At 56.6% G+C, this 20,199-nt stretch carries 16 protein-coding genes; 13 read left to right on the top strand and 3 right to left on the bottom strand.

Going from position 1 to position 20,199, the window contains the following annotated elements; translation table 11 throughout:
- The first annotated feature begins 6 nt into the window (after positions 1 to 6).
- The 3 genes from serS to ABDK75_RS10170 all read left to right on the top strand — a co-directional run bounded on the left by serS (position 7) and on the right by ABDK75_RS10170 (position 2,625).
- Positions 7 to 1,269, top strand: coding sequence for a serine--tRNA ligase (serS, locus tag ABDK75_RS10180; protein WP_346005779.1), 1,263 nt, complete (start codon positions 7 to 9; stop codon positions 1,267 to 1,269).
- A gap of 14 nt (positions 1,270 to 1,283) precedes the next feature.
- Positions 1,284 to 2,024 (top strand): META domain-containing protein, encoded by a 741-nt coding sequence (locus tag ABDK75_RS10175; protein WP_346005778.1) that lies wholly within the window; start codon positions 1,284 to 1,286, stop codon positions 2,022 to 2,024.
- 211 nt (positions 2,025 to 2,235) lie between these two features.
- Positions 2,236 to 2,625 carry a helix-turn-helix domain-containing protein gene (locus ABDK75_RS10170; protein ID WP_099211091.1) on the top strand — a complete coding sequence of 130 codons (390 nt, stop codon included), beginning with the start codon at positions 2,236 to 2,238 and terminating at the stop codon, positions 2,623 to 2,625.
- Positions 2,626 to 2,670: 45 nt separating this feature from the next.
- Here the strand turns inward: ABDK75_RS10170 and ABDK75_RS10165 are convergent, their stop codons facing one another.
- Positions 2,671 to 5,136: a helicase-related protein gene (locus tag ABDK75_RS10165; protein WP_346005775.1), complete on the bottom strand. Its 2,466-nt coding sequence runs from the start codon at positions 5,134 to 5,136 to the stop codon at positions 2,671 to 2,673.
- 136 nt (positions 5,137 to 5,272) lie between these two features.
- Here ABDK75_RS10165 and ABDK75_RS10160 point away from each other — a divergent pair, with 136 nt between their 5' ends.
- The 3 genes from ABDK75_RS10160 to ABDK75_RS10150 all read left to right on the top strand — a co-directional run bounded on the left by ABDK75_RS10160 (position 5,273) and on the right by ABDK75_RS10150 (position 9,703).
- On the top strand, positions 5,273 to 6,160 hold the full coding sequence (locus tag ABDK75_RS10160) for a ferredoxin--NADP reductase (protein ID WP_046899709.1): 888 nt from the start codon (positions 5,273 to 5,275) through the stop codon (positions 6,158 to 6,160).
- A 27-nt stretch (positions 6,161 to 6,187) separates the two neighbouring features.
- On the top strand, positions 6,188 to 7,588 hold the full coding sequence (gorA, locus tag ABDK75_RS10155; protein ID WP_346005774.1) for a glutathione-disulfide reductase: 1,401 nt from the start codon (positions 6,188 to 6,190) through the stop codon (positions 7,586 to 7,588).
- Between the two features lie 75 nt (positions 7,589 to 7,663).
- On the top strand, positions 7,664 to 9,703 hold the full coding sequence (locus tag ABDK75_RS10150) for an FUSC family protein (RefSeq protein WP_086634575.1): 2,040 nt from the start codon (positions 7,664 to 7,666) through the stop codon (positions 9,701 to 9,703).
- A gap of 9 nt (positions 9,704 to 9,712) precedes the next feature.
- Here ABDK75_RS10150 and ABDK75_RS10145 read toward each other — a convergent pair whose 3' ends face one another.
- On the bottom strand, positions 9,713 to 10,534 hold the full coding sequence (locus tag ABDK75_RS10145) for an alpha/beta hydrolase (RefSeq protein WP_346005772.1): 822 nt from the start codon (positions 10,532 to 10,534) through the stop codon (positions 9,713 to 9,715).
- A gap of 84 nt (positions 10,535 to 10,618) precedes the next feature.
- On the bottom strand, positions 10,619 to 11,074 hold the full coding sequence (locus tag ABDK75_RS10140; protein WP_086634573.1) for a hypothetical protein: 456 nt from the start codon (positions 11,072 to 11,074) through the stop codon (positions 10,619 to 10,621).
- Positions 11,075 to 11,170: 96 nt separating this feature from the next.
- Between ABDK75_RS10140 and alkB the strand changes: the two genes are divergently transcribed.
- From alkB to ABDK75_RS10105, 7 genes are all read left to right on the top strand, one after another.
- A complete protein-coding gene (alkB, locus tag ABDK75_RS10135) occupies positions 11,171 to 11,827 on the top strand; it encodes a DNA oxidative demethylase AlkB (protein WP_346005770.1) in 657 nt (218 codons plus the stop codon).
- 48 nt (positions 11,828 to 11,875) lie between these two features.
- Positions 11,876 to 13,270: a class II 3-deoxy-7-phosphoheptulonate synthase gene (locus ABDK75_RS10130; protein WP_346005769.1), complete on the top strand. Its 1,395-nt coding sequence runs from the start codon at positions 11,876 to 11,878 to the stop codon at positions 13,268 to 13,270.
- Positions 13,267 to 14,457 (top strand): nicotinate phosphoribosyltransferase, encoded by a 1,191-nt coding sequence (locus ABDK75_RS10125; protein ID WP_211500059.1) that lies wholly within the window; start codon positions 13,267 to 13,269, stop codon positions 14,455 to 14,457. Before ABDK75_RS10130 ends, ABDK75_RS10125 begins: the two co-directional genes overlap by 4 nt.
- Positions 14,454 to 14,906, top strand: coding sequence for a hypothetical protein (locus ABDK75_RS10120; RefSeq protein WP_086634570.1), 453 nt, complete (start codon positions 14,454 to 14,456; stop codon positions 14,904 to 14,906). The genes ABDK75_RS10125 and ABDK75_RS10120 overlap by 4 nt, the downstream gene beginning before the upstream one ends.
- Positions 14,907 to 15,037: 131 nt before the next feature.
- Positions 15,038 to 17,707, top strand: a complete 2,670-nt coding sequence (locus ABDK75_RS10115) for a pitrilysin family protein (RefSeq protein WP_346005768.1) — start codon at positions 15,038 to 15,040, stop codon at positions 17,705 to 17,707.
- A gap of 88 nt (positions 17,708 to 17,795) precedes the next feature.
- Positions 17,796 to 18,290: a DUF523 domain-containing protein gene (locus tag ABDK75_RS10110; RefSeq protein ID WP_408874418.1), complete on the top strand. Its 495-nt coding sequence runs from the start codon at positions 17,796 to 17,798 to the stop codon at positions 18,288 to 18,290.
- Positions 18,291 to 18,380: 90 nt separating this feature from the next.
- On the top strand, positions 18,381 to 20,198 hold the full coding sequence (locus tag ABDK75_RS10105) for a M3 family oligoendopeptidase (protein ID WP_346005765.1): 1,818 nt from the start codon (positions 18,381 to 18,383) through the stop codon (positions 20,196 to 20,198).
- The last annotated feature ends 1 nt before the right edge of the window (position 20,199 follow it).

Below are 20,199 nucleotides of genomic sequence, written 5' to 3'. Positions count from 1 at the left end.
TAAACCATGCATGACCTGAAAGCCCTGCGCGCCGATCCGGCCGCATTTGACGCTGCTCTTGAGCGTCGGGGCCTGTCACCCGTGGCGAAGAAGCTCATATTGAAAGATGAGGATCGCCGCGCCGCTCTGGCGGAATTGCAGTATGCACAGGCTAAGCGCAAGAACCTTGCCAAAGAAATAGGGCAGGGCAAGCGTACGAGGGCTGATACATCTGATCTGGAAATTCATGCGGTTGAATTGCGTGATAAGATCGCGAAGCTCGAATTGCAAGCTGCGGTTATCGAGAAGAGCATCGACGATGTTCTGGCGTCTCTGCCAAACCAGCTTGACCCATCTGTTCCTGATGGGAAGAGCGAGGATGAGAACGTCGTCGTTCGTTATTGTGGTGAGAAGCGTGAATTCACGTTCGAGCCGAAACAGCATTTCGAGCTGGGTGAAGCTCTTGGTCTGATGGACTTCCCGACGGCGGCCAAGCTGTCCGGGACGCGCTTTGTCGTTCTGCGTGGCGCGCTGGCCCGTCTGGAACGTGCGCTGGGTCAGTTCATGCTGGATACACATACGACCGAGTTTGGTTATAGCGAAACCAGTGTTCCGCTTCTCGTGAATGATGCGGCGATGTACGGCACCGATAAGCTGCCGAAGTTTGCTGAGGATTCCTTCCGTACGGAAGATGGCCGCTGGCTGATCCCGACCGCGGAAGTTCCGCTGACGGCCTCTGTCATGGGCGACATTCTGCCTGCTGATGCGCTGCCGATCCGTTTGACGGCACTCTCCCAGTGTTTCCGTTCCGAAGCCGGGTCTGCGGGGCGCGATGTGCGCGGTATGCTGCGCCAGCATCAGTTCACGAAGTGCGAACTCGTTTCCATCGTGAAGCCCGAAGACAGCGATGCCGAACACGAGCGCATGACGCAGGCCGCCGAGACCATTCTGGAGCGCCTTGGCATCACGTTCCGCCGTATTCTGCTATGTGCGGGCGATACGGGTTTTGGTGCGGCCAAGACGTTCGATCTGGAAGCGTGGATTCCAGGGCAGCAGGCTTGGCGCGAGATTTCATCCTGCTCCAACACCCGGGCCTTTCAGGCAAGGCGCATGAAAGCCCGGTATCGCTCCGAGAATGGCCCGGCCTTCGTGAATACGCTGAACGGTTCCGGTCTTGCTGTAGGGCGGACGATGATTGCCGTGATGGAAACCTGCCAGAACGAAGATGGCAGCATAACCATTCCTGAAGTTCTGCGTTCCTATATGGGTGGGCTAACCCGTATTGGCTAAGGACTATTGCTAAGATGATAACACGCCGTTTCGCTCTTTCCCTTGTGGCAGGAAGTGCCTTTGTCCAGATGGCAAAAGCCGAGCCTCTGGAAACTTTGAGCGGGACGGTCACATACCGGGAGCGTATGGCGCTCCCGGCTGGAGCTATTCTCACAGTTCAGCTTGAAGACATTTCCCGCGCAGATGCCCCCGCGATTACTCTGGCTGAGAGCAGCCAGGATATTCTCCGTCCGGGCCCGATTGCTTACACATTGCGCTACCCTGCATTGAAAAGCGGGTTCCGTTACGCGCTGCGTGCAGAAATTCGTGTGGGTGATACCTTGCTGTTCACCACCGAAGATTTTCATGGGCCTGATCAGCCGAACATTCTTGTTCATCGCGTTTCTGCGCCCGCTGCATCATCTCCATACGGAACATGGAGCGTGCAGGCCCTGGACGGCAAGCCTTTGGAGCCGACGGCCAGAAAGCCTTTATTAACGCTCAATCAAAACGGTCGCGTTTCGGGGTTTGGTGGCTGTAACAGGCTGATGGGTCATGCCGTGATTAAGGGGAACACAATACGGTTCGCCCCGATGGCGATGACCCGGATGGCCTGTATTGGCTCTGGCATGGGGATCGAAAGTCATTTCGTTAAAAATCTGGAAGATGTGCGCTCCTGGTCTATCGGTCAGAGAGGAGAGCTCACTTTGAATTCACAATCTGGGATCGCCATGATTGTTTTGACTTCGACAGATATTGATAGTCAAAAATTATGATTGCTACCGAGGTCGGCTGAAATTTCGCCTGATACGAAGTAATCGTGACGCGCAAAGCTGTGTCAGATTATTTTTAACTTCACCCTCTGATAAAAATTATTTGCAAATTGATGAAGTTTTTCCGATAGCTGCGGTCTTGTTGATACCTTCTCAATCTGAAGAGCGTGCGTTTCAGGTGCTTGAAGGTACGGTGATGCTTGGGATGAAAAAAATGACTCAACCTACGGAAGAAAATGGGCCAGAGCGGCTCTCACCGGGGCTGGAGCTTGGACGCCGTATCCGTCTTCTTCGGGAAATGGTTGGACTGAATCAGCAGCAGCTTGCAGATCGGGTTGGAATTTCGCGGTCTGCCGTGGCTTTCTGGGAAACCGGGCGCTCCGGCCACGTCGGTAAGCATCTAGGCGCACTGGCTGAGGCCCTTGGGGTGGACGCTGAAGTGCTCCTGACCGGCATGGCGTACAAGGAAATTCAGGAAACGCTGACCCCCGATGAAAGCATGTTCCTGAACCTTTATCGGCAGCTCAGTCCGCTTATCAAGCTGCAGGCCCAGAAATGGGTAGAACGGCGCGTTCGGCAGGCTGAAGACGCTGCAGAAGGTTAAGGTGCTTCGAAGGGCAGGATGTTTCCTGCCCTTCGGAACAGCTTTTCAGCTTCGTTTCCGAGGGAAGCCACCAGGCTTCCCTTTTTTCTTGAAGCCCGGCTTGGCAGGATGGCCTGACTTTCCGGCAAACGGCTTGTCACTGCGGCCTCTCGGCGTGAACCCGCCGCGCTGCTGCTTCTGGCTTTCGCGCATCCGGCTCTGGGTGCGCAGAACCTGCTCAATCCAGTCATTCAGGATCGACGTGTTGATCTCAGCGTTCTGCTGCGCGGGATAGGCTTCCGGGAAGCGCAATGCGAGCCAGCGCCAGGCGACGAGGCGCTTATGGCGCTTTTCAGCGCGTTCCAGCTCCTCACGGCCTGCCTGCTCTGGATGGGGCAGGCGCCCCGTTCCTGGTGGCGGAACCGGGCGACCAGCAGCGTGATCAGCGGCCCAACTCACCAGTCGCTGAATTCCATTGTCCCGCTCATCAATCGGGCACATGGCGTAGGTCCAGCGGGTGGTCAGATCGAGGTTTTCCACGCCTTCTAAGGCTGCCGCAATCTCGAGAGACTGTTCCATGTCCGCCAAGCGGTAGTTTGGATCATCCGGCCGCAGAACAGCGTGCTTGATGCGTGTCAGAACACCATAAAGACTGTCGCTGCCGATTTCTTCAGCAACGGCACGCACGATGTCTGAGTCTGGCTGAACCAGTGGCCGCAGTTCCGTCACAGGTTCTGGAGGAGCAGCCAGCATGTGGCGAACGAAAGTCGGGCTGCCAGATTCTGCCAGAACGCAGACAAGGCCTTCCTCATGCTTGCCGTAGCGTCCAGCACGCCCACCGATCTGTTTGACCTCCTGCGAGATCAGATCGCGGGTCTGACGCCCATCAAACTTGCGCAGGGCGCTGAAGACAACACGGCGGATGGAGAGGTTCAATCCCATTCCAATAGCGTCTGTCGCAATCAGAATATCTGCATCGCCATTATTGAAACGGGCGGCTTCCGCGCGGCGCACTTCAGGGCTGAGGGCGCCATAAACAACGGCCACCCGGCGTCCACGGGCCATAAGTTCGGCTCGCATGTCCAGAACTTCACGCCGTGAAAACGCAATGACGGCATCGCCGACCGTCAATTCGCTGAGATGAACCGTTCCGCCAGCTTTGAGCGGACTTTTTCGTTCGAGATGGATCTCGTCCACCGGGTCGTCACAGAGTTCGGCAATCCGTTTGACGAGCGGGATACAGTCCGCAGCGCCAAGAATGTACACATGTCGAGCGGGCACACCCATGATCGCGGCTGTCCATGCTGCACCTCGATCCGGGTCCGCCAGCATCTGGGCCTCATCAATGATGGCGACGTCCACCGGCTTATGGAACGGGCACATTTCGACCGTTGCTGCCAGGTGGCGGGCACCGGGCATTTCAATGCGCTCTTCGCCCGTAGCCAGAGATGCGGGAACGCCACGGGTCAGTAGAGCTTCCCGAAATTCATGCGCAAGGAGACGAAGAGGGGCGAGGGCCAGGCCACTTTCTGCATTGGCGAGAGCATTGAGCGCTGTGTAGGACTTTCCCGAATTGGTCGGGCCCGTAACGAGTGTAATGCGGCGCTTGAGAGAACGCGCCGTGCGGAAATGAGCCGCAAAACGATCCAGCGCTGCAACGCGGGCAATGGCAGCATTGCCGACCTTGGTGCCACGCTCCAGCTGCTCCGGACGATCCGGTGTGCCGCTGCGCCACTCGGGAAGGCGTGCACGAAGCTTCTTCAGTTCGTCTGGATCGAAGAAGAACAGCTCGATGCCGTCGTCACGTGTTTCGCGTTTGGCAATGGGAAGACGGTTTTCCGCCACCCACCGCAACGCTTCACGCCGGGAACAATGGAGAATGCCCGGGACTTCTTCAAACCCGGCAAGATTGGCTTCCCATTCTTTCAGGCGTTCGAGCTCACGCTCCCGGCGACGTTCTGCACGGGCCTGAATGTCAGCCTGTTCGCGAGCACGACGCTCTTCCGCCAGGCGGAGATCGTCTTCGAAGCCAAGGTCAACGCTTCCGAATGCGCTCGCAATACTGCGGGAAAGCTTTTCAAGCTGGCCGCCAGACAGGATCAGGCCAGCATCTGCAAGATCGGCACGAACCTCTTCGAGAACGCTGCGTGGCGAGTCTCCCAGATCCTGCCAGCGTGAGACCAGAACATCCTCTAGCGTGAGGCGCAGAGCCGCAATGTCGGCACGAGGGTCGTGCGTGCGGGCTGCAGCTTCCTGTGTGTCCGCCTTCGTGACCCAGACTTCACCGGCACGGCGGGCGACATTCATGAGCTGGGACGCCCATGTCTTACGCCGTACGACGCACAGCGCGTCGATCAAGGCCTCGTGGGGGAGGGTAGCTTCATTACCCTCAAGTCGCCGGGCGACCTGCCGAAGCAGCGCTGGCCGCTCACGGGGGGTGATGTCCAGTGGTGTCCCGAAATCGGCTTCAGCCTGGTTCAGGGCCCGTTCGGCGGGAGAGAGGGGGGCGTCGCTCACGGAGTCGTCTGTCATGAAAAGACTTTTGCGTCATTCGGCTATCGGGTTCAACGCAGATGGGTTTTCCGAAACGTGATGATTGCGCTAAAAGGTCCGGCTCTTATCAGGTCCGAGACCTGTTATCCGTGCCACACCGGAGACAGAAACCGATATGTCCACCCCGAGTTTTGCCGCCCCGACTCCTGAGATCGACGAACCCATTACGGGCCTGACGCCGTATGAAGGCCATCCGAAACAGTATCGTCTGGCTGAACCCAGCAAGGAATACGCTCATCTGTATCCTGCAAAGGTTCTGACCGTTCATCACTGGACTGACCGTCTTTTCAGCTTCACCACAACGCGTGATCCGGGCCTGCGGTTCGAGAACGGCCAGTTCGCGATGATTGGCATTGAGGTCGAGGGCAAGCCGCTTCTGCGTGCTTATTCCATCGCGTCTGCCAATTATGAAGACCACATGGAGTTCCTCTCCATCGCCGTGCCGGAGGGGCCGCTGACGTCCCGTCTACGTCATGTGAAGGTGGGCGATACGGTTCTGATCGGTCGTAAGCCGGTGGGGACGCTGCTTCTTGATAACCTGAAGCCGGGTCGTAACCTGTACTTCCTGTCCACAGGCACAGGCCTTGCGCCGTTCATGAGCCTCATCAAGGACCCGGAAGCCTACGAGCGCTATGAGAATGTGATCCTCAGCCATACGGTCCGTATTTCGGGCGAGCTGGCTTATGAGAACCACATCCGTCATGAACTGCCGGAGCATGAGTTCCTGGGTGAGTTCGTTGCTGAGAAGCTCAAGTACTACCCGGCTGTGACGCGTGAAGACTATGCTGTCACGGATCGCATTACGAAGCTGATCGAAAGCGGCAAGATCTTCGAGGATCTGGGTATCGATAAGCTCGACCCTGAGCATGATCGCGTCATGATCTGTGGTTCGCCGGAAATGCTTGCGGATACGGAAGCACTTCTGGAGCGTATGGGCTTCGAAGAAGGCAACATGAGCCGTCAGGGTTCGTATGTTGTCGAGAAGGCGTTCGCAGAGCGCTGAGACCAGAGGCACGGAAGGCCGGGATTTATGCAGGAATTCGATCTTTTCGTCATCGGAGCCGGATCGGGCGGGGTACGCTGTGCGCGTATTGCTGCTCAGAACGGCGCGCGCGTCGCGATTGCGGAGCGTCGTCACTGGGGCGGAACCTGCGTGAATCTCGGCTGCGTGCCGAAGAAGCTGATGGTTTATGCGGCGGAGTATGGCCGCGAGATCGACGATGCCCGCGCTTATGGCTGGGATGTAACTCCGGGACCGCATGACTGGCGCACGCTGATTGATGCCAAGGACCGCGAGATCGAACGCCTGAATGGCATTTACGTCTCAATGCTCAAGAAAGCTGGCGTTGAGCTGTTCACGGGCGATGCACGCTTTGTGGATGCGAATACGGTTGAAATCGGCCCGTCCGAGCTTGATCCGGATGCTGAGGTTCAAACCGTTCGTGCGAAGAACATCGTCATTGCGACGGGTGGTGCACCGACGCGCCTCGATATTCCCGGTGCGGAGCACGCGATTGTTTCGGATGATGCGTTTCATCTGGGGAACCGGCCCGAGCGCGTTGCCATTATTGGCAGCGGCTATATCGGGATTGAATTTGCAGGCATTTTTGCGGGTCTCGGTTCGCAGGTGGACTTCGTTTATCGGCAGGACCTGCCGCTGCGTGGCTTTGACGAGGAAATGCGTCGCCATATCGCAGAATTGGTGCCACTGAATGGCATCACATCCCATCCGGGCAGCACGCCGGAACGGATTGAGAAGACTTCTGAAGGGTATAACCTTCACCTGAAGGGTGGGAAGGTTATCGAAACCGACTGCGTCTTCATGGCAACTGGGCGGCATCCGAACCTGACATCCCTGCGGCTGGATCTGGCCGGGGTCGAGGTCACAGACGGTCGCATCGTGACGCGCATTGAAGATGCAAAGACGAATGTTCCGGGCATTTATGCCATCGGGGACGTGACCGACATCTATAACCTTACGCCGACCGCTATTGCCGAAGGTCATCTTCTGGCGGAGCGTCTGTTCGGCGAAACGGGCCGCGAGTGGTCTTTTGGCACGACGCCGAAAGCCGTGTTCTTCAGCCAGCCGCTCGCTTCGGTTGGGCTGACAGAAGAAGAGGCAGCCGAACACCACACGCTCGATATCTATACGTCGTCTTTCACGCCGATGCGCCAGTCACTGTCTGGTCGTAAGGGCAAGGCGTTCATGAAGCTGGTTGTGGATTCCAAAAGCCAGGTCGTGCTGGGTGCCCATATGATTGGCCCGGATTCACCGGAAATCATCCAGGGGCTGGCCATTGCCGTCACGGCAGGTCTGACCAAGCGCGATCTGGACCGCACGATCAGCCTTCACCCCACAAGTGCGGAGGAGTTCGTGACCATGCGGACCCCGACGCGCCATGTTCCTCCTTCTTCCGACAAACAGAACTGATACTCCGATGGCTCATGACGATCCTTTGCCGCCCCTGAAGATCATGAGCCATTACACAGCAGGGCAGGTGCAGGCGTGAAACTCGGCTGGCTGTTTGCGCCGTCCATCACCTCTGTGATGTTCGCCCTGCGTACGACGATTGCTTCGCTACTGGCTCTGGCCATCGCTCTGTGGATGGAACTAGGTGAGCCGCAATGGGCCGCCATGACGGTCTGGATTGTCGCCCAGAACTCCCGTGGAGAAAGTATATCCAAAGGCCGCTGGCGTCTTGTCGGCACGGTTGCCGGTATGGTTGCCGCCATCGCCCTGATGGGCATGTTTCCGCAGTATCCCTGGCTCTTTCTTCCTGCCTTGGCGATCTGGGTCGGACTTTGCGCCGGGTTCGCCACACTAACGCATAATTTTCGAGGCTATGCGCTCGTTCTTGCCGGATACACCTGCACGATCATTGCTCTTGGCGCCGTCAAAGAGCCGGACAATGTGTTCAACATTGCCATGGCGCGTGGAACGTACATTTTTCTGGGCGTGATCTGCGAGACGGTCATGGGAATGGTGTTCGTTCCCAATGTGGCAGACCGCGCCCGCGAAGAACTGCGAAAGCGGTTACAGGCTATTCTCACAAAAGCCAGTGGTGCCCTGACGGATGTTCTGAACCAGAAAGCCAACGCCACAGATACGCTCTGTGCCCTCATGGGATCGCTTCAGGCATCAAGCGATCAGATCGAGTTCTCCCGGATCGAAATTCGCAGTCAGGGAAATGAGGTCGAACATGCCTATGTGACGCTGGGCCTCGTGGCGCGTGTTCTGTCGCGCGGACTGGGGCTCAAGACGCGTATGACGTCTGTGTCTCATATTCCGGAAGCGCTTCTCCCGTTTCTTCACGACATGGGGGTCGCCCTTGAAGGGCTGCCAGCGCGCTTGGAAAGCGACCGTCGCGGCATTGCAGCTCTTGTTCAGACGGAAGCCTTACTGGCTGAATGTCGAGGCCGAATGCAGGCAGTTTTGCCACGGGACGACGAAGATTCCCTGAATGAAGGCATTATTCTGACCGGCGTGGAGGTCATGATTTCGGACCTCTGTGAAACACTGCGTTCCTATCGCGCCAGTGTAGATGGTGCCCCGATTTCTGAGCGTCACCGCCTGACCCGGAACACAGACTGGCGCGCGGCCGTCCGAAACGGAGTGCGGACGATGGCTGCTCTTCTATTCGGCGCTTACGTCTGGGAAGTGACAGCCTGGCCGCAGGGAAGTGTGTTTTTGACCTTTATAGCCGTGGTCTGCGCGCGTTTTGCCACCTTCGAGAACACGGTTCTGTTGAGTGGCGCATTCTTTTACGGCGCAGTCTGGGCCGCCCTAGCGAGTGTTATTCCCGTTTTCGTCGTGATGCCTGTGACGGCCAGCTATGTCTTTTTCTGTCTGACCGTTGGCTTCTTCATGATGTTGGGCGGTCTTGCGACGCGTAATCCTGGCACGGCCGTCATGGCAGCGTCCTATGGTACGTTTTTTCCGTTCCTTCTCGGAATGGATAATCAGGGACGTATGGACGAGATTTCGTGGTTCAACACGACAATCGCCCTGCTGCTAGGTCTTGGAGCCGGTGTCGTAATTTTCCGCGCAGTTCTGCCTTTCACACCACGTCGTGCGGCGGAGGTGCTGCGGTATCAGCTGCGTCGCAGTCTACGGCGTCTGGCGCTTCCAGGCGTCGTCATGGACGAATACGTCTGGATCAATGATGGTACGCAAAGCATGGAGCGTGCCGTCCGATTTGCAGGCTCTCTGGCAAGCGATCGCGCTGAAGAAATGCTGCGTGGGACGCTGTCAGTCATGACCGTTGGGCGAAATGTGCTGATGCTGCGAAAGCTGGCGCAACATGGCAGTTTGCCAGATACTGCCGTAGCTGCGGTGGATGGTCTGATCCGCAATCTTCTGCGTCGTAAGCTGCCGCTCACCCATACAGCCGCAACGATTGAGCCGACACTGACGGAACTTTACGCCCTCGAGCGTGAATCTCAGGACCCGTCCATTCGTCATGATCTCGTGCTGGCGATTGGCTCCCTGCTGATCGTACAGTCAGAATTGCCGACCAGCAGGGCATTTCTCAGGGCAACAACCTGAGTTCCAAGGTTAGGACGCCAGGAATTCCAGCAAGTCTGCATTGACCTGTTCGGCATGGGTGAAGAACAACCCATGCGGAGCACCGTCATACTCCCGGAAGATCGATCCCGGAATCAGATCGGCGGCACGTCGGCCGGCGATATCAGCCGGAACCGCTGAATCAGCTGTTCCATGGATGATGAGCGTGGGAATGGTGAAAGACTGAAGGTCACTGCGGAAATCGGTTTTTCCCCAAGCGTCCACACAGTCGAGCGTCGCCATCGGGCTAGCCATGCTGGCCAGTGTGAAAGACCAGTCCAGCACGCCCTCACTGACGGGGTGGTGCAGCATGGTCGTGCCATAAAAGCCCGGCAGAAAACTCTTCAGGAAGCCAAAGCGATCCTGTCGAATTTCCTGTTTGATGCCATCGAAAACAGAAATATCCACGCCTTCGGGATTGTCTGCAGTTTTCAGAAGGAATGGGACGATGGAGGCCAGAAGCACAGTTTTTGAAATTCTTGAGCGACCATGGCGTGTCAGATAGCGGGCAACTTCGCCACCGCCCATGGAGAAGCCCACGAGGGTCGCATCCCACAGGTCAAGCTGTTCCAGAATGACCGCAAGGTCATCGGCCAGAACGTCATAATTGTAGCAATTGATGGGGTGGCCTGAGAGACCAAAGCCACGCCGGTCATAGGTAATGACGCGGTAGCCAGCTTCGACAAGTGCGAGAGTCTGTTTTTCCCACATATCGCCGGTCAGTGGCCAGCCGTGGATCAGAACAACCGGGCGTCCGACGCCCATATCCTTCACATGAAGGCTCGTTCCGTCAGTAGCAGTAATATACGGCATGGAGTCTGCTCCTCATACGATCTGGCTGGATGATACCAGCCGCATCCTGAAGAGCAGAACCCCTGCGCTGGAGATTGGTTTCTTTTACCAGCCGTTGCCGCGCGGAGCGACATAGCCGTTGCCGGTGGCATCACCGAGCTGGCCAGACTGGGTGTTGTTGCTGCCCTGATAGGACGACCCGAATTTGGAGAGATTGGCACCCGTTACGCTATCGCGTTCCACACCGGCCTCATGGTCCGGATCAGGCCCGTGCTCAAATTCTGTGCTCGGAGCATCCTGATAGCCAGGTGGCAGGGACCGGTGGCCACGGGCACGGAAATGCTCTCCGCCATTGGCCTTCTGTTCAGCGCCCGGCACTTGAGACTGAGTGCTGTTTTGCTGGGGGGCTGTTTCGTAGGGCTGACCGAAAGTCGTGCTCTGAGCCTGAGCCACCCCTCCCAGCAGAGCGGTCGCCAGCAGGGCATGGCAGAAAAAGCGGGAAGAGGGCAGCATGGGATCTGGTCCTGAACCAATCATGGAAATCAACGGCCCCATCACCATATGGAAAGCAGAACCGCATATTTTTTTATAATCGGTCCGCTTGGGCTGAGGTTCAAGAGTTCTTTTCATCTTGAATGGCGGCAGCAGGAGGAAGCAGTGGAGGATCTCTTTGCGGAAATGCGGGTTCGCACAGAGCTCGGGACAGGCGCGGTCTGGCTTCCGGGCTTTGTCGACTCCGTTGCGGACCAGCTCCTGCAGCATATCTATTCTCTCTCCCAGATTTCTCCTTTCCGCTTCATGATGACACCGGGTGGTCGCTCAATGTCTGTCGCCATGACCAGTTGCGGGGCCTGCGGCTGGTATACTGACAAACGCGGATACCGGTACGTTCGACACGACCCGATGACTGGCCAACACTGGCCGGATATGCCGGATATATTTCGTCATATCGCGGCCGCGGCCGCGCAGGAGGCCGGATTTTCAGATTTCACTCCCGTGTCGTGTCTGGTGAACCGCTATGAGCCAGGCGCAAAGATGGGGCTTCATCAGGATCGGGATGAAGATGATCTGGCATCTCCGATTGTGTCCGTTTCTCTGGGGGTTCCGGCCCGATTTGCGTTTGGAGGCTTACAGAAGACAGACCCGGTCAGGCGCTTTGATGTGAGGCATGGAGACGTCATGGTGTGGGGCGGGCCGTCTCGGCTGGCATGGCACGGTGTTTCGCCCGTGCGTGAAACATTCCATCAGCAGACAGGTGCCATGCGTTACAATCTAACTTTTCGCGCTATCAACCCGGCGCTTTTTCAGCCATAAACAGCGCCCCGCAATTCTGTTCACTTCCCGACCCCCGGAGGGCATTCAATGCACCCCTCGACCAAGACCCAGACGTCCGACAACACGATGTCATGGTCTCCTGCAAGCTGGCGTTCCCGTCCGATCGTCCAGGCCCCGTCTTATGAAGACGAAGCTGCGCTTGCTGCTGTCGAGGCTCGTCTGCATCGATATCCTCCGCTGGTTTTTGCGGGTGAAGCCCGCCGCCTGAAGACACGTCTGGCCGCAGCATCCCGCGGTGAAGCCTTTGTGCTTCAGGGTGGGGCCTGTGCAGAAAGCTTTGACGAATTTACGGCCGATATCGTCCGCGACACTTTCCGTGTGCTGCTTCAGATGGCTGTGGTTCTGACATTCGCCGCCAAGGTGCCTGTGGTGAAGATCGGCCGTATGGCGGGTCAGTATGCCAAGCCGCGCTCGTCCAATACGGAAACGATCGATGGTGTGACGCTGCCGTGCTACCGCGGTGACATCATCAATGGTCCGGAATTCACGGCGGCTTCCCGTATTCCTGATCCTGCCCGCATGGAAACGGGGTATTTCCAGTCTGCCGGTGTGATGAACCTCCTGCGTGCATTCGCAAACGGCGGTTATGCAAACCTGCATCAGGTTCATAGCTGGAACCTCGGCTTCGTGGAGCGCTCACCGCTCGCAGCCCGCTATCAGGATTTGGCCCATCGCATTGACGAAACGCTGTCCTTTATGCGGGCTTGTGGCTTCGACAGTGCAGCATCCCAGATTGATGAGACGGAATTCTATACGTCTCACGAAGCTCTTCTCCTGCCATACGAGCAGGCTCTGACGCGCATCGATAGCACCAGCGGTAACTACTATGACTGCTCTGCGCACTTCCTGTGGATTGGTGATCGCACCCGTCAGCCCGATGGCGCGCATGTTGAGTTCCTGCGTGGCGTTCAGAACCCGATCGGTATCAAGGTTGGCCCGACGACCACAGTGGCCGATCTGGAAAAGCTGCTTGAGATTCTGAACCCGAATGACGAGGCCGGTCGTATTACGTTGATCTCGCGTATGGGCAAGGACAATGTGCGCGAGCATCTGCCGCCGCTTCTGGATGCCGTTATCAAGACGGGGCGTACGGTCACATGGCTGTGTGACCCGATGCATGGCAACACCACCACAACGTCCAGTAAGGTCAAGACGCGTTCTTTCGAGAGTATTCTGGGCGAAGTGCTTGGTTTCTTCGATGTGTTTGAAGCCGCAGGCCGTCGTCCGGGTGGTATCCACCTTGAAATGACAGGTCAGGATGTGACCGAATGCATTGGTGGTGCCCAGTGCCTGACGGAAGCCGATCTGGGTGATCGGTATGAAACATTCTGTGATCCACGCCTTAATGCGGAACAGTCGCTTGAAATGGCGTTTCTACTTGCGCATGAACTGACAGGCCGACGAGCAGGAAAGCAGGAATGAATTCTTCCGTTTCTCAAAGCGCATTAGAACAGTCCAGCGGTGCCATTGGCCCGCTGGATCAACAAACAATTGAATCCAGGACCGATGCTTATTTCGGGCGAACCCGAAAAATCGTCGAACATTTTGGTGACGCGAAAGTCACCTATGCGGTTTTTATCCGCCGCCCGGTCATCGCGGCCTGTGGCATAGCAGTCACCTGGCTGCGGAATGTGGCCAAGGCCCAGAGTTTCGATCTCCATATCCGCGAAGTTTATGAAGAAGGGCAGTGGGTCGGCGCGGGTGAACCGCTTCTGTATCTGACTGGCCCGTTCACAAAACTTGCTCCTCTTGAAACTCTGCTCCTTCAGCGTCTTGGCGCTGCCTGTGTCGCTGCCCATAATGCGTATCAGATGGCGATGGCGTTGCCGGAAGTCCCGTTCCTGGCAATGGAAGCGCGTCATTGTGCTGGCTTCGAAATGCAGGAACAAATGGGCTATGCGGCAGCCGTTGGCTCCCGTGCAGCTCAAAAGGAAGGGGCCCGTGGGTTCATTGGGAATGCCAATGATGCAACAGCTGGCTTCTTTGGTCAGGAGCACGGTCTTGGGACCATGCCGCACGCCCTGATCGGGTATGCAGGTTCAACGCTCCGGGCTGCCGAAATGTATGCCGAAGTGTACCCGAATGATCCGCTGACCATTCTGGTGGATTATTTCGGACAGGAAGTGACGGATGCGCTGGAAGTCTGCCGACGTTTCCCGGAAAAAGCTGCTGCCGGGCAGTTAAGTGTCCGCCTCGATACGCATGGTGGGCGCTTTCTGGAAGGGCTGGACCCACAGTCGTCTTACGCCGTGCTGGAACGCTATACGCCGGGTACGATCCGCCGCTACCGCTCCGATGCAGAGCTGCGGGATCTGGTTGGCACGGGTGTTTCAGCTGCTGCGATCTGGAGGATGCGCGAAGCTCTGAACGAGGCGGGTTTTCCGAAAGTGAAAATTACGGTGTCGTCAGGGTTCAATGTGTCCAAGTGCACAAGCATGCGCGATGCTCACGCGCCGATCGACGTTGTTGGCAGTGGCTCTTTTATTCCTGATCGTTGGTCCGAGACCTATGCAACGGCAGACATCGTGGCCTATGACGGCACGCTTCGCGTCAAGGTTGGGCGTGAATTTCTGCTGAACAAGGCAAAAGCCGAACAGGAGGTCTCATGAGCGACGAAGCCGAAAACCCGGGAACGGAAACTGCCGGGCAGGGCCAGTCCTGGAGTGTCAGGATCATCGATCTCTCCGGTGCATCCGAGGATGACACCGTAGAAGTTGTAAAAGACTTCATGGACCTGATGCACGCCAATGCTTACGCCCGCGCCTATGTGCGAGACAGTATTGAGCGCTGTCGTGTTTCCGGTGCGACAAGTCGTGAAGTGCTGGAAAGCTGGATGGCTTTTGGTGAGAACGCGGAAGTTGTTGATGCGGGAGATGATGGCTGGAAGTCTTCCACGGAACTGGATGACTTCGTTGCCAATCGGGCGACACCCATGGAGCGCGACTGGCGCGCTATTGATCCGCGTCGTCTCGTGGATGACGACGAGATTGCTGGTCCTCCAGACGATGACGAAGATGATGAAGACGACGAAAATACCCACGAAGTCATTCGTCACTGAATTAATGGCCGCCCCTGTGAAACAGTAGTCTCACAAGGGCGGCACCCCCGCATCAAGTGGGGTCACAAAATATCCACATGACTTGGGATCTGTAACTGTTACGTTACATTGACCGATACACTGATGAAGTCATGTCGATGCATATTTTTCAAAAGACATTTCTGGCGATTTCCCTGCTCACGGGTCTGGCCTGCTCAACGGCTTATGGTGCAGACATTGGGCGCGAAACTTTGCCGAATGGTTTGCGGGTCGTTGTGGTCCGCAATCCGATCGCCCCTGCCGTCAGCGTGCAACTGACCTATATGGTGGGGTCTGCTGAGGCTCCGAAAGGCTTTCCGGGTACAGCCCATGCGCTTGAGCACATGATGTTCCGTGGAACGCCATCTCTCAGTGGAGACCAGCTTTCAACAGTGATGGGGACGCTAGGGGGGCAGTTCGATGCTTTCACGCAGACGGACCTGACCCGCTATCACTGTCTGATTCCGGCGCAGGATCTGGATGTTGTCCTGCATATGGAAGCGGATCGGATGCAGCATCTTTCATTGGATGCGGGGCAGTGGGCAAAGGAGAGGGGCGCTATTGAGCAGGAAGTCTCGCGGGATCTTTCGAGCCCTGATTTCCGGCTGAAAGAACAAATGAATTCTATTCTGTTTGAAAACAGCGGCTACGATCATTCGCCGTTAGGAACCCGGCTGTCTTTCGAGGCGACAGACGTGAAGCTCCTACGAGATTTTTACAGTAAATGGTATGTGCCCAATAATGCTGTTCTAGTTATCGTCGGGGATGTCGATCCGGTTACGAGCCTGAAGCAGGTTGAACAGATCTTTGGATCTATTCCCGCACAGCCGCTTCCAGAACGCCCGAAGGCTCCTGTTGCGCCGGTTGTTCCCCAGGCCTTGAGCGTGCAGTCAAATTATGCGGTCGATGGGGTTACGTTGTTCTGGAGAGGACCCACTCTCCGCGATAGGGATGCTCCCGCTGCAGTCCTGTTGGACGCAGTTCTTTCGAACCGTCGTGGACCCCTCTACAAATTGGTGCTGCAACATAAGGCGCTGTCGGCGGAATTGGGTATCGCTCGGGGTCTTCACACGGGAACCGTTCAAGCATCTTTGACAATTCCCAGAGGAGGCGACCCAAAGGCGGCTATGGCCCTTCTCAAGACGACACTTACTGAAATTCGGGCCAAGGGTGTATCAGCGGATGTGCTCGAGGGTATGAAAAAACGGGTGCTTTCGTCGAAGGCTTTTGAAAAGAACTCCATTGCAGGGCTTGGTAGTCAATGGTCTGCCGCTGTGACAGCAGAGAATGCCGATAGCCCCGATGCTGTCTACGATCGTTTTACAAAAGTGACTGTGCAGGACGTCAATGCTCTGGCGCGTAAACTTCTGGATCCGGAACATGCCGTTGCGGTGACGATGCTTGCATCAGATCATGCGGTTTTGCCAGCAGGAACAGGCTTTGGTGGCGCAGAATCCTTTGGCAGTCACGCTAGCGCGACAGGGCCGCTGCCTGATTGGGCCAAGCCGATTGAAAATGTTCCCGTGCCCCCAATCTACGACGCGCCGGATGCAGACTTCATGCTTCCAAACGGTCTGCGGGTGCTGGTGCGAACCAGACATATCAGTCCAACGGTATTTTTGTTTGGGTACATAAAGTCCGACCCTGACATGCAGGCCCCAACCGGAAAAGACGGAGTTGCCGCCCTGACAGGTCAGTTGTTTTCGTTTGGCTCAGTTACACGAGACCGGGAAATATTAGAGAAGAATCTGGATGATCTGGCAGCTACTGCAAGAGGTGGGACCAATTTTTCCATTCGAAGTCGGACACAGGATTTCGGTGCCGCCCTTACCATTTTGGCAGACTTGGAACTGTACCCGGCGTTTCCCCAATATGCGTTTGATTTGATACGTCAGAACATGATCCGTCTGCAGTCAGGGGCTGAGCAGATGCCTGCCTATCGTTTTCGGAGAAGCATCACGAACACATTGATGCCGGAAGGTTTTCCCTCTCGTCGCATGCAAACCATGAAGACACTATCGGATCTGACCCGTGAGGACGTGCTATCCTATTACGCGTCCGTCTATCGACCAGATATGACGACGATAGAAGTTGTTGGTGACATTTCCGTCGAAAAGGCACGCAGACAGATCACAGCGGCCTTTGGGGGCTGGAAAGCCAGCGGACCAAAGCCAGATGTGGATTTGCCAGCCCTTCCATTGCGTACGCTTCCGGAAGTCCAGTCCGTCAAAGATTCTGTTCGGTCACAGGATATGGTGATCATCGCACAGGCGAATGCCCACGGATGGACGGACCCTCAGCGTTACAACATGATGTTGGCTGATACCATGTTAACCAAAGGCCCTGACAGTCGCCTGTATCAAGATCTGCGGATCAAAACCGGATATGTTTATACTGTCGAATCAATGGTCTTTGCTCAGAAAAATTTTGGTACCTACAGTGTGGGTTTTGGTGCTGATCCTGGCTCCGTGAAGGTCGCGCGGGAGCATGTTCTGCAAGAGCTGCAAAGCATGGCAGCAATGCCCGTCACTATTGGAGAGTTGAACAGGGCCAAAGCACATGTGATCCGCGAAATGATTATCTCGAACGCGACAATGTTGGCGCCCAGTAGCACGGATGAAAATCTGATATTGCGTGGACTTGGCTGGGAGCATTTGAACGATGCCGCTAAAGCCTATCAGGCTGCGACACCAGAAAGCGTTCAGGCGGCATTCAAAAGCTATATTCGTCCGGATGGGTTTGCGACGTTCATATTGGGGCCGATGCCGGACGGTCTGAACTGAAACAGAACCAGAAGTCGTTCTGTTTTCGGGCAGATGAGGGTATCAGAACAGAATTCTCAGATGCCCCGAAAGCAGGATGCCGCAGCTTGTGAAAAACCGAATTCTGGTCAGTGCCTGTCTGCTGGGTCAGCCAGTCCGATATGATGGCAAGGCAAAGACCCTTCTGCACCCGCTGCTTCAGCAATGGCAGGAAGAGGGACGTCTGGTTGTGGTCTGTCCCGAGCTTGCAGGTGGGATGCCCGTTCCACGCCCCCCAGCGGAAATCGGGGCACGGCAGGATGGCAAAGATGTTCTTCTGGGCGAGGCGCGTGTGACCGACACATCCGGTGCAGATGTGACGGATGAGTTTATAGCGGGAGCCCGGATTGCCCTGAACGTCGCGCAGGCACAGGGATGCGGGTTCGCGTTGCTTATGGAAGGTAGCCCGTCCTGTGGAAGTCAGATGATTTATGACGGCAGTTTCAGCGGGCAGAAACATGCCGGAGCCGGTGTAACGGCTGCGCTGCTCAGCCAGAACGGGATTCAGGTTTTCAGTCAGGACACGATTGAAGATCTGAGTATTGCTGTTCAATTGGCCAGTTAAATACTGCTCTGAATGGGGTCAGTGCATTTCCTACCGATTTGTCATCAACCTCCCGTTTGACCCGGCGGCAGGGACGTCTAAATTCAAATTATGAACAGTCAAAATCTCTCAGCGGCCACTGGCCCGTCTGCCCCCTCGGCCGAGAACGGTGCTCCGCCGCGCTGGGACCTGTCCGATCTGTACGCTTCGTTGGACGATCCGGCGATCGAACAGGATTTCGCGACTCTGACATCATCCGCCAAAGCTTTCAGCGAAACCTGGAAAGGCAAGCTTGGTCAGGCCGATGGTGCTGCTTTGGCGAAGGCATTCGCAGAATATGAGCGGATTGAGGAAGGGCTGGGACGCATCGGTTCCTTTGCCCAGTTAGGTTTTGCCGCTCATACGACAGATCCGGTCTGGGGCCGTTTCACACAGGGCATTCAGGAGCGTGTCACAGACATTTCTGCTGATCTGCTCTTTTTCTCGCTGGAACTGAACCGTCTCGATGACGACGTTCTGGACAACGTGTCAGTTGCGCCAGAAATGACTAAATGGCAGCCGTTCCTGCGGGATCTGCGGGTATTTCGTCCTTATCAGCTCTCGGATGAGGTTGAGCAGGTTCTGATGGACAAGTCCGTAACGGGACGGAGTGCCTGGAACCGGCTGTTCGATGAAACCATGGCCAGCCTGACTGTCCCGCTGGATGGGGAGACAAAACCCCTCGGTGCGGCGTTCAACACTCTGACGAGCGCTGAACGTGACAGGCGTGCCGCAGCCGCAGAGCAGATCAGCGCTGTACTGGCAGACAATTCCCGTCTGCTCACGATGATCACGAACACGCTCGCCAAAGACAAGGCGATCGGGGATAAACTCCGTGGTTATCCGCGTCCGTCCAGCAGCCGGAACCGTGGCAACATGGTCGAGGACGAAGTTGTGGATGCGCTGGTCAGCGCCGTTGATGAGGCGTATCCGCGTCTGTCCCATCGTTATTACGCGATGAAGGCCAAATGGCTCGGGCTGGAAAAGCTGGAGCACTGGGACCGGAATGCGCCTCTACCCGGCGTGGCTGACACAGTGATTCCTTGGGAGAACGGCAAGGAGATTGTTCTGAACGCCTACACGGGTTTCGATCCGGCGCTTGGAACACTAGTGGACCGCTTCCTGACGCATCCGTGGATTGATGCTGAAGCCGCGCCGGGCAAATCTTCGGGGGCTTTTGCCCATCCCACCGTACCGTCCGTCCATCCCTATATCCTGATGAACTATCATGGTCGCGCCCGCGATGTGATGACGCTGGCTCACGAGCTTGGGCATGGTGTGCATCAGATCCTTGCTGGCCAGAAGCAGGGTTATCTGAACTCTGCGACTCCTCTGACCCTGGCTGAAACGGCCTCCGTTTTCGGTGAGATGCTGACGTTCCAGTCTTTGCTCGATCGTGAAACCGATCCAAAGCGTCGCCGTCATCTTCTGGCAGCGAAAGTGGAGGACATGTTGAACACGGTAGTCCGCCAGATCGCGTTCTATCAGTTTGAGGTTCGCGTGCATGACGAGCGGGCCAAGGGTGAACTGTCAGCAGAGCAGCTTGGCTCCATCTGGCGCGACGTACAGGAACGCAGCCTTGGTCCCGCGTTCCACTTTACGCCGGATTATGACGCCTATTGGTCCTACATCCCGCACTTCGTGCATTCGCCGTTCTATGTGTACGCCTATGCGTTCGGAGACTGCCTGGTGAATGCGCTGTATGGCGTCTATCAGGATCAGCCTGACGGTTTTGCGGACAAATACCGGACCATGCTCGAAGCTGGCGGGACACTTCGCCACAAGGAATTGCTGGCGCCGTTCGGTCTTGATGCGACGGATCCGGGTTTCTGGCGTAAAGGACTGGATGTAATCTCGGGTCTGATTGATCAGCTCGAGCAGGAGGGCTGAG

Origin of the sequence: Gluconobacter sp. OJA (assembly GCF_039638325.1) — a bacterium.
Taxonomy (GTDB): Bacteria; Pseudomonadota; Alphaproteobacteria; order Acetobacterales; family Acetobacteraceae; genus Gluconobacter; species Gluconobacter cerinus.
This window is presented reverse-complemented; position numbering and strand designations above follow the sequence as displayed.